7 protein-coding genes are annotated in these 8,332 nt (G+C 67.0%); 5 read left to right on the top strand and 2 right to left on the bottom strand.

The annotated features are described in order from the left end of the window. The 3 genes from ABGA94_RS22435 to ABGA94_RS22425 form a co-directional block, all read left to right on the top strand. A partial coding sequence (locus ABGA94_RS22435; protein WP_375368119.1) for a tetratricopeptide repeat protein occupies positions 1-863 on the top strand: 863 nt, incomplete at its 5' end. A gap of 3 nt (positions 864-866) precedes the next feature. Then, complete coding sequence (mnmE, locus tag ABGA94_RS22430; protein ID WP_111175893.1) at positions 867-2,216, top strand: tRNA uridine-5-carboxymethylaminomethyl(34) synthesis GTPase MnmE; 1,350 nt, start codon at positions 867-869, stop codon at positions 2,214-2,216. A gap of 105 nt (positions 2,217-2,321) precedes the next feature. Then, positions 2,322-3,428 carry a glycerophosphodiester phosphodiesterase gene (locus tag ABGA94_RS22425; protein ID WP_375368118.1) on the top strand — a complete coding sequence of 369 codons (1,107 nt, stop codon included), beginning with the start codon at positions 2,322-2,324 and terminating at the stop codon, positions 3,426-3,428. Between the two features lie 153 nt (positions 3,429-3,581). Here ABGA94_RS22425 and ABGA94_RS22420 read toward each other — a convergent pair whose 3' ends face one another. Together ABGA94_RS22420 and ABGA94_RS22415 are read right to left on the bottom strand one after the other, a co-directional pair. Beyond that, positions 3,582-4,352, bottom strand: coding sequence for a rhomboid family intramembrane serine protease (locus tag ABGA94_RS22420; protein ID WP_069138193.1), 771 nt, complete (start codon positions 4,350-4,352; stop codon positions 3,582-3,584). A gap of 106 nt (positions 4,353-4,458) precedes the next feature. Beyond that, positions 4,459-5,421: a TerC family protein gene (locus ABGA94_RS22415; RefSeq protein ID WP_010487446.1), complete on the bottom strand. Its 963-nt coding sequence runs from the start codon at positions 5,419-5,421 to the stop codon at positions 4,459-4,461. Positions 5,422-5,723: 302 nt separating this feature from the next. Here ABGA94_RS22415 and ABGA94_RS22410 point away from each other — a divergent pair, with 302 nt between their 5' ends. Both ABGA94_RS22410 and ABGA94_RS22405 read left to right on the top strand, forming a co-directional pair. Continuing rightward, positions 5,724-6,893 (top strand): class I SAM-dependent rRNA methyltransferase, encoded by a 1,170-nt coding sequence (locus ABGA94_RS22410; protein WP_111128192.1) that lies wholly within the window; start codon positions 5,724-5,726, stop codon positions 6,891-6,893. 124 nt (positions 6,894-7,017) lie between these two features. Beyond that, positions 7,018-8,259 (top strand): dipeptidase, encoded by a 1,242-nt coding sequence (locus ABGA94_RS22405; RefSeq protein WP_070488828.1) that lies wholly within the window; start codon positions 7,018-7,020, stop codon positions 8,257-8,259. Positions 8,260-8,332: the final 73 nt, after the last annotated feature.

Below are 8,332 nucleotides of genomic sequence, written 5' to 3'. Positions count from 1 at the left end.
CCTGCTACAGCGGCCTGGGCCTGACCCGTGGCGGCCCGTCGTCGTCGTCGTTCCTGCGCGAGAACGCGCGTCGCAGCGCGCGGCAGATGCTGACCGCCGGTGGTGCCGACCAGCAGGTGGCCGATGCCGGCCCCAACGGCCACTCGGTGTTCACCTGGGTGCTGCTGCAGGCGCTGGCCGGCAAGGGTGACCTCAACGGCGACGGCCTGATCACCGGTACCGAGCTGGCCGCCTACGTGGCGCCGGCCGTATCGGCGGTCTCGCACCAGACCCCGGCCTTCGGCAGCCTGCCCGGTTCGCAGGGCGGCGAGTTCGTGTTCCAGGTGCCGGACAGCCAGGAATTCCTCAATGCCGATACGCGCCAGCTGACCGCCGATGCGATCGCGCTGAACAACAAGGTGGAGGCCGCCAGCGAGGCCAAGGGCAGCCAGGCACCGGTGACGGTGGCTGACCTGCAGGGCGGCAAGGCCAAGCTGGTAGTGCCCTCCGCCGGACCGGCGTCCGACCGCCAGCGCGCGCAGCAGGCCAACGACCGTGGCCTGCAGCTGTATCGCGAGAAGCAGTACGACGAGGCAGCCGCGCAGTTCACCGAAGCGCTGAAGCTGCGTCCGGACTTTGCCCAGGCCGCCAACAACCTCGGCTTCGTCTACTACCGACAGCAGCGCTACGCTGAAGCCGCACGCTGGCTGGAGAACACGCTGAAGATCGATCCGTCGCGTGCGGTGGCCTATCTCAACCTGGGCGATGCCTACTTCAACGCCGGCGACAAGGCCAAGGCGAAGCAGGCCTACACGACCTACCTGGCGCTGCAGCCGCAGGGCAGTGGTGCCGCGCAGGCACGCGCGCAGCTGGAGAAACTCTGAACCATGAACGACGCGATCCGTACCGACACCATCGTGGCCATCGCCAGCGCTCCGGGCGCTGGCGGTGTCGGCCTTCTGCGCCTGTCCGGTTCGCGCGCTGCGGCGATCGCCCGCGCGCTGGGTGCACCTGCACTGCGCCCGCGCCATGCACACTATGCGCGCCTGCGCGACGCCGATGGCGACGTCATCGACGATGGCATCGTGCTGTGGTTCCCGGCGCCGAACAGCTTCACCGGCGAAGAGGTGGTGGAACTGCAGGGGCACGGCAGCCCGGTACTGCTGCAGCAACTGGTCGCGCGCTGCATTGCGCTCGGTGCGCGCCAGGCGCGGCCGGGTGAGTTCAGCGAACGCGCGTTCCTCAACGGCAAGCTCGATCTGGCCCAGGCCGAGGCCATCGCCGACCTGATCGCGGCCGGCGACAACCGCGCCGCACGCGCCGCGCGACGTTCGCTGGATGGTGTGTTCTCGCGGCGCATCGACGCCGTGGTCGAGCAACTGGTGCTGTTGCGCATCCACGTGGAAGCAGCCATCGACTTCGCCGACGAACCGCTGGATACCCTCGGCGGTGCGCAGGTGCGGCGTGGGCTGGAGCAGGCGCGCAGTGATCTGGCCCTGCTGCGCCGCGACGCCGAACGCGGCCGTCGCCTGCGCGATGGCCTGCACGCGGTGCTGATCGGTCCGCCGAACGCCGGCAAGAGTTCACTGCTCAATGCGCTGGCCGGCAGCGAGCGCGCCATCGTTACCGACATCGCCGGCACCACCCGCGACACGCTGCGCGAGACCATCCGCCTGGATGGCCTGGAGCTGACCCTGGTCGACACCGCCGGCCTGCGCGACGGTGGCGATGCCATCGAACGCGAAGGCATGCGCCGCGCGCACGTGGAAATCGAGCGCACCGACCTGGCGTTGATCGTGCTGGATGCGCGCGATCCGGCGGCCGGGCAGGCGGCGTTGGGTGACGCCGTTGCAGCGGTGCCGCACAAGATCTACATCCACAACAAGTCGGACCTGCTCGGTGTGCTGCCGGCGCTGGACGACCCGGACCGCGTGTTCGTTTCGGCAGCCACCGGCGCCGGGCTGGACGACCTGCATGCGCGCCTGCGTTCGATTGCCTCGGCCGGGGCAGGGGAGCAGGTGGATGGCGAGTTCTCCGCGCGCACGCGCCATGTGGACGCGATCGAGCGAGCGCAGGAACACGCGCAGCGCGCCGATGGCGAACTGGCGCATGAGCACCTGGAACTGGCCGCCGAGGAATTGCGGCTGGCCCATGACGCACTGGGCGAGATCACCGGGCAGATGAGTGCGGATGATCTGCTGGGAAGGATCTTCTCGAGCTTCTGCATCGGCAAGTAACTGCAGAGCCGAGCCCGTGCTCGGCTCTACAGGTGCAGGCTTCCCCCACCTGTCACATTGCCGCCGCATACTGACAGCCATCACATACCGCTTGGGGAAGTCGCAGTGAAGTCGTGGGGTTGTGCGTTGCTGTTGTTGCTGGCCGTGGCACCATCGGTGGCCATGAGTGCTGAATCCTCCACCCCGGCCGCACCCAAGGTGTCGGTCTATGGTCATCGCGGCGCAAGCGCACTGCTGCCCGAGCACACCCTGGCGTCGTACGCGCAGGCGATCGCCGATGGCGCCGACTACATCGAACCGGACCTGGTGATGACCAGGGACGGGGTGATGGTGGCCCGCCACGAGAACGAGATCGGCGGCACCACCGACGTCGCCTCGCATCCGGAGTTCGCCAGCCGCCGCACGAGCAAGGTGATCGACGGTCAGAAGGTCGACGGCTGGTTCACCGAAGACTTCACCCTGGCCGAGCTGAAGACCCTGTACGCGCGTGAGCGCCTGCCGGAGCTGCGCAGTACTGCCTACGACGGCCAGTTCCGCATCGCCAGCCTGGACGAGATCCTGGCCTTCCTGGTGCAGCAGGCCGGGCGTGCCAACCGCGGCATCGGCCTGGTGCCGGAGATCAAGCACCCGACCTACTTCCAGTCCATCGGCCTGCCAATGGAAGACAAGCTGCTGGCCGCACTGCGTGGCAACGCGTACACCAATGTCGGCCCGATCACGATCCAGTCGTTCGAGACCGCCAACCTGCGCTACCTGCGCGGCAGGATCGGCCGGGGCAGCAACATCCGGCTGCTGCAGCTGCTGTGGAAGGGCGATACCCAGCCGGCCGACATCGTCAAGGCCGGCGGCGCGCTGACCTATGCGCAGATGATGACCCCGGCCGGCCTGAAGGACATTGCCGGCTACGCCGATGGTATCGGCCCCGAGCTGCGTTCGATCATTCCACTGGATGCCAAGGGGGCGCTGGGCACGCCGACCTCTCTGGTACGTGATGCGCACGCCGCTGGCCTGATGGTGATTCCGTACACCTTCCGCCCGGAAAACCACTTCCAGCCCAGCAACCTGCGCAAGGGTGCCGACAGCGCGCGCAATGCCGAGGGATCGATCGCCGAGATGCGGGCTTACCTGGCGACGGGCATCGATGCGTTCTTCACCGATGACCCGGCGCTCGGCCGGCAAGCGGTGGACGGGATGGGCGCGGCGGGGAACTGAGCGATCAACGCGCCGGGCATGGCCCGGCGCTACCCGGGGGCCGGTGTGCTCTGGTAGGTGCCAACCTTGGTTGGCACACAACAACCGCGCCGACCAAGGTCGGCCACTACCGATTCATGAGGTTGCCGGCCAGCGGCCGGCACCACCCTCACCTCAACCGCGCGGTTCGTCCGGGCGGCGGAACGGGATCACCACGTAGTCCTGGCCCTCGCGCGGCTGCCACAGTACCGGCACGCGCTGCGGTGACGGCGGCTCCAGCTCGTCGTCGGACAGCGGCTCGGCCTCGTCTTCTTCGTCTTCCCAGCTGTAGCGCTGGCGCGGTGGCAGTGGGTCGGCGTTGCGGAACAGCAGCGCGGCGATGATGCCGGCGAAGGCGCCGCCCATGTGCGACTGCCAGGACACACCATCGGCGTGCGGCAGGATGGTCATCAGCATGCCGCCGTAGAACAGCATGCCGATCAGACCGGTGGCGATCGCCGCACGGTCGCGGCGCAGCAGGCCGAGGCTGGCCAGCAGGAACATCAGGCCGTGGGTCACGCCACTGGCGCCCAGGTGCACGCTGCCCGGGCTGCCCAGCATCCACGCGCCGAGGCCCGAACCCAGCCACAGCAGGGGCAGCGCGCGTACGGTGGCCTTCGGATACACGCTGCCGGCGAGCGTGCCGAGGATCAGGATGGCGATGCTGTTGGCGGCGATATGCTCGACCGAGGCATGCAGCATCGGGCCGCCGATCAGGCCGAGCAGGCCCTTGGCTTCCAGCGGTGCGACCGCCCACGGTCGCCAGTCGAACGTGCCCTGCAGGGCGAACACGGCCACCAGCACCAGCACGGCGGCCAGGCTGACATTGAACGCCCGCAGGATGCGCGAGCGATCATTGCGGGGGGCCGGCACGTCGCCGGCGGGCAGGGGCGCGTTGTTGTCCATACCTCACCAATGGCGGTGACTGGCGCGAAACCAAGGCCACCGTAACGGGAGAGTGGAGGCGGCCGGCGGGACAATCCCACCGGCCGCGCCGTTCAATGGATCAGGCTCAGGCCTGGCCTTCGCCTTCCTTCGGCGGGTACTTCAGGCTCAGCACCACGGTGGCGGCGATGATCACCGCGACCACGCCCAGCGAGACCGGGGTCGGGATCTTGAACAGGTCGATGATCATCATCTTGATGCCGATGAAGCCCAACACCAGTGCCAGGCCGTACGGCAGCAGGTGGAAGCGGTCGGCCATGCCGGCCAGCAGGAAGAACATCGCGCGCAGGCCCAGCACCGCGAACACGTTGGAGGTGAGCACGATGAACGGGTCAGTGGTGATCGCGAAGATCGCCGGGATGCTGTCCACGGCGAAGATCACGTCGGTGACCGCGATCAGGATCAGCACGGCGAACAGCGGGGTGAACCAGCGCACGCCATCACGCTTCACGCTCAGCGCGTTGCCGGCGTAGTCCGGCAGCAGGCGCAGGTGCTTGCGCATCCAGCGCAGGGCCGGGTTGGTCTCCAGGTCCGGCTCCTGGCCGGCGGCGAACCACATCTTCCAACCGGTGAACAGCAGGAAGGCGCCGAACACGTAGAGCAGCCAATGGAACTGGCTGATCAGCACGCTACCGGCGAAGATCATGATCGTACGCAGCACGATCGCACCCAGGATGCCGATGATCAGCACCTTCTGGCGCTGCTCTTCCGGCACCGCGAAGTAGCTCATGATCATCAGGAAGACAAAGATGTTGTCGACCGCCAGCGCCTTTTCGACCAGATAACCGGTCAGGAACTCGAGGCCGACCTTGTTGGCCACGACCTGGCCGGCGGTCTCATTCAGGTAGTACCAGAGGCCGGCGTTGAACAGCAGGGCCAGCGCGACCCAGCCGATGGACCACCACAGGGCCTCCTTGAAGGTGACCTTGTGCGGTCCACCATGGCGCATCAACACGAGGTCGACCAGCAGGGCGATGACCACCACCGCTGCGAAGCCGCCCCACAACCACACGTTACCGATCGTCTGCATTGGGAATGTCCGTTGGAAAGATGAATGCCAGGCCGGACGGCGAGGATCTGCAACGGAGGATCGGGAGGGGATCCAGGGACAGAGCTTCGCCAGTACGGCGAAGGTCTCGCTCGCAGTTCCAGTCGGCTGGAACTGCCGTTGCACCGGAGCCTGCGGGCTCGAAATGACGGCGACAACGTCTGGGAGCTACTCCCCTTCTGGCGCCGATTCTGCCGTCTGGCCGGGGCGCCGTCAAATGCCCCTGCACTGGGGTCGGAGCCCCTGCGGGGATCTGACCCCGGCGCCCGGTTTACAATGGGTGGATGAATACCCCCCTTCCCGTTGTCCGCCTCAAGAATGCGTGGCGCTCCAGCCACCCGTGGATCTTCCAGAAACTGGTCGAGAAGCCGACCGTCCGGCCCAAGCCCGGTTCCATCGTCGACGTGGTCGGCATCGATGGCGAGTTCATTGGCCGCGGGTTCTACAACGGGCACTCGCGCATTGCCGTGCGCATCCTTGAAACCGACCAGAACGTACCGGTGGATGCCGGCTGGTTCTCGCGCAAGATCGCCCAGGCAGTGTCGCTGCGCCGTGAGGTGCTCAAGCTCGACGTGGTGTCCGACGCCTGGCGTGTCGTGCACAGCGAAGGTGACGGCCTGTCCGGCCTGGTGGTGGACCGCTACGGCGACCTGGTGGTGGTCGAGTTCTTCGCCGCCGGCATGTTCCGCCACCGCGAATGGATCTACGATGCGCTGCGCGAGCAGTTCCCCGGCTGCCGCTTCCACAGCTTCGCCGACGAGCACGTGCAGAAGCAGGAAAGCTTCGACTTCCACGGCAACACCACCACCGAAGCGTCGGTGATCACCGAGTACGGCATCAAGTTCCGCGCCGACCCGGCCGGTGCGCACAAGACCGGTTTCTTCGCCGACCAGCGCGAGAACCGTGAGTGGCTGAGCCAGCAGGTGGAAGGCAAGAGCGTGCTCGACCTGTGCTGCAACACCGGCGGTTTTGCCGTGTACGCGGCGGCGCGTGGTGCTTCGGAGGTGATCGGCATCGACATCGACGAGGACGTGATCCAGATCGCCAAGGGCAATTCGCGCCTGAACAACGTGCGCCCGAAGTTCATCCAGTCCGATATCTTCCCGTGGCTGCGCGACGCCGCCAACCGTGGCGAGCAGTACGACGTGGTGATCCTGGACCCGGCGAAGATGACCCGCGACCGCGACCAGGTCATCACCGCGCTGAAGAAGTACCTGGACATGAACAAGCTGGCGCTGGGCGTGGTGAAGCCGGGCGGCCTGTTCGCCACGTTCTCCTGCACCGGCCTGGTGGCCGAGGACCAGTTCCTCGACATGCTGCGCCGCGCGGCCTATTTCTCCGGCCGCACGATCCAGATCCTGAAGGTGGCCGGCGCCGGTCCGGACCATCCGTTCATGGCCCACGTGCAGGAATCGCGTTACCTCAAGGCCGTGTTCTGCCGCGTGGTGGACTGATTCCTGCCAGTTGAGTCGAGCTGTGCTCGACTCGCCGTACCTGATCAGTCGAGCGCGGCCCGGCTCTACAAATCCGAGGGCCGCAGCGCTATGGTCGGGCTCTTCCCAATGCCGGTGAGAGCCCATGCCATCGTTGCGTCGTCTGTCCGTTGTGCTTGCCCTGGCGCTGAGCGCGCCGCTGTCGGCCCATGCCATCGAGTTCAGTGCGCAGGAACTGGCCCGCGCCAAATCCCTGCAGCAACGCCTGGTCACGCTCGACAGCCACCTGGATACGCCGGCCAACTTTGGTCGCAGCGGTTTCGACATCGAGCAACGCCACGACCGCAACGCCCTTTCGCAGGTCGACTACCCGCGCATGGTCGAAGGCGCGCTGGACGGCGGTTTCTGGGCGATCTACACCGACCAGGGCGACCGCACCGCTACCGCCCATCTGGCCGAGCGTGACCACGGCCTGCAGCGACTGATGGAAATCCGCGAGATGCTGGCGGCCAATCCCGAGCGCTTCGCGCTGGCACTGACCGCCGATGACGCAGCGCGGATCAAGGCTGCCGGCAAGCGCGTGGTCTACATCAGCATGGAAAATGCCAGCCCGCTGGTGGCTGACCCCAGCCTGCTGTCGTTCTACCACCGCGCCGGCCTGCGCCTGCTCAGCACGGTGCACTTCGCCAACAATGAGTTCGCCGATTCGGCCACCGATCCCAAGGGGGCCGAGTGGAAGGGCCTGAGCCCGGCCGGCAAGGAACTGGTACGGGAGGCGGTGAAGCTGGGCATCGTGATCGACCAGTCGCACGCCTCGGACGCGGTGTTCGACGACCTGCTGGCGATGATGCCGGTGCCGTTCGTGCTGTCGCACAGCTCGGCCAAGGCGGTCTATGACCATCCGCGCAATCTCGACGATGCGCGCCTGCGCAAACTGGCCAAGGCCGGTGGCGTGATCCAGGTGAACGCCTATGGCGGCTACCTGATCGATACGGCGAAGACGCCCGAGCGCAAGCAGGCCGAGGAAGCGCTGAGCAAGCAGCTGGGCGGCTGGGAAGGCATGGGCATCGAACAGGGCGTTGCCCTGCTGAAGGCCGAACAGGCGCTGGACCATGAGCATCCGGTGCGCCACGCCAGCCTGGACGACTTCTTCGCCCACTTCGAGCACATCCTCACGGTGGTCGGCCCCGAGCACGTGGGCATCGGCCTGGATTGGGATGGTGGTGGCGGACTGAGTGACCTGCCCGATGTCAGCCAGCTGCCGAAGATCACCGCGTGGCTGCTGCGCAAGGGCTATACCGAGAAGCAGATTGCCGGCATCTGGGGCGGCAACCTGCTGCGGGTGATGCGCCAGGCGCAGGATTACGCCGCAAAGCAGGGCGGTTGAAGCGCCCTGCGGTAGTGCCGGCCGCTGGCCGGCATTGCCCCTGTCAAGAGGATGCGGGTTGCCGGCCAGGTCA

The organism is Stenotrophomonas sp. 3diitr2024, assembly GCF_042136455.1.
GTDB lineage: Bacteria > Pseudomonadota > Gammaproteobacteria > Xanthomonadales > Xanthomonadaceae > Stenotrophomonas > Stenotrophomonas sepilia.
The sequence above is the reverse complement of the archived record's forward strand: the minus strand, read 5'-3'. Positions and strand labels throughout refer to the sequence as shown.

Coding starts and splice junctions, on each gene's coding strand:
- mnmE (WP_111175893.1), top strand. CDS start 867: ATGAACGACGCGATCCGTACCGACACCATCGTGGCCATCGCCAGCGCT.
- ABGA94_RS22420 (WP_069138193.1), bottom strand. CDS start 4,352: ATGGACAACAACGCGCCCCTGCCCGCCGGCGACGTGCCGGCCCCCCGC.
- ABGA94_RS22405 (WP_070488828.1), top strand. CDS start 7,018: ATGCCATCGTTGCGTCGTCTGTCCGTTGTGCTTGCCCTGGCGCTGAGC.
- ABGA94_RS22415 (WP_010487446.1), bottom strand. CDS start 5,421: ATGCAGACGATCGGTAACGTGTGGTTGTGGGGCGGCTTCGCAGCGGTG.
- ABGA94_RS22410 (WP_111128192.1), top strand. CDS start 5,724: ATGAATACCCCCCTTCCCGTTGTCCGCCTCAAGAATGCGTGGCGCTCC.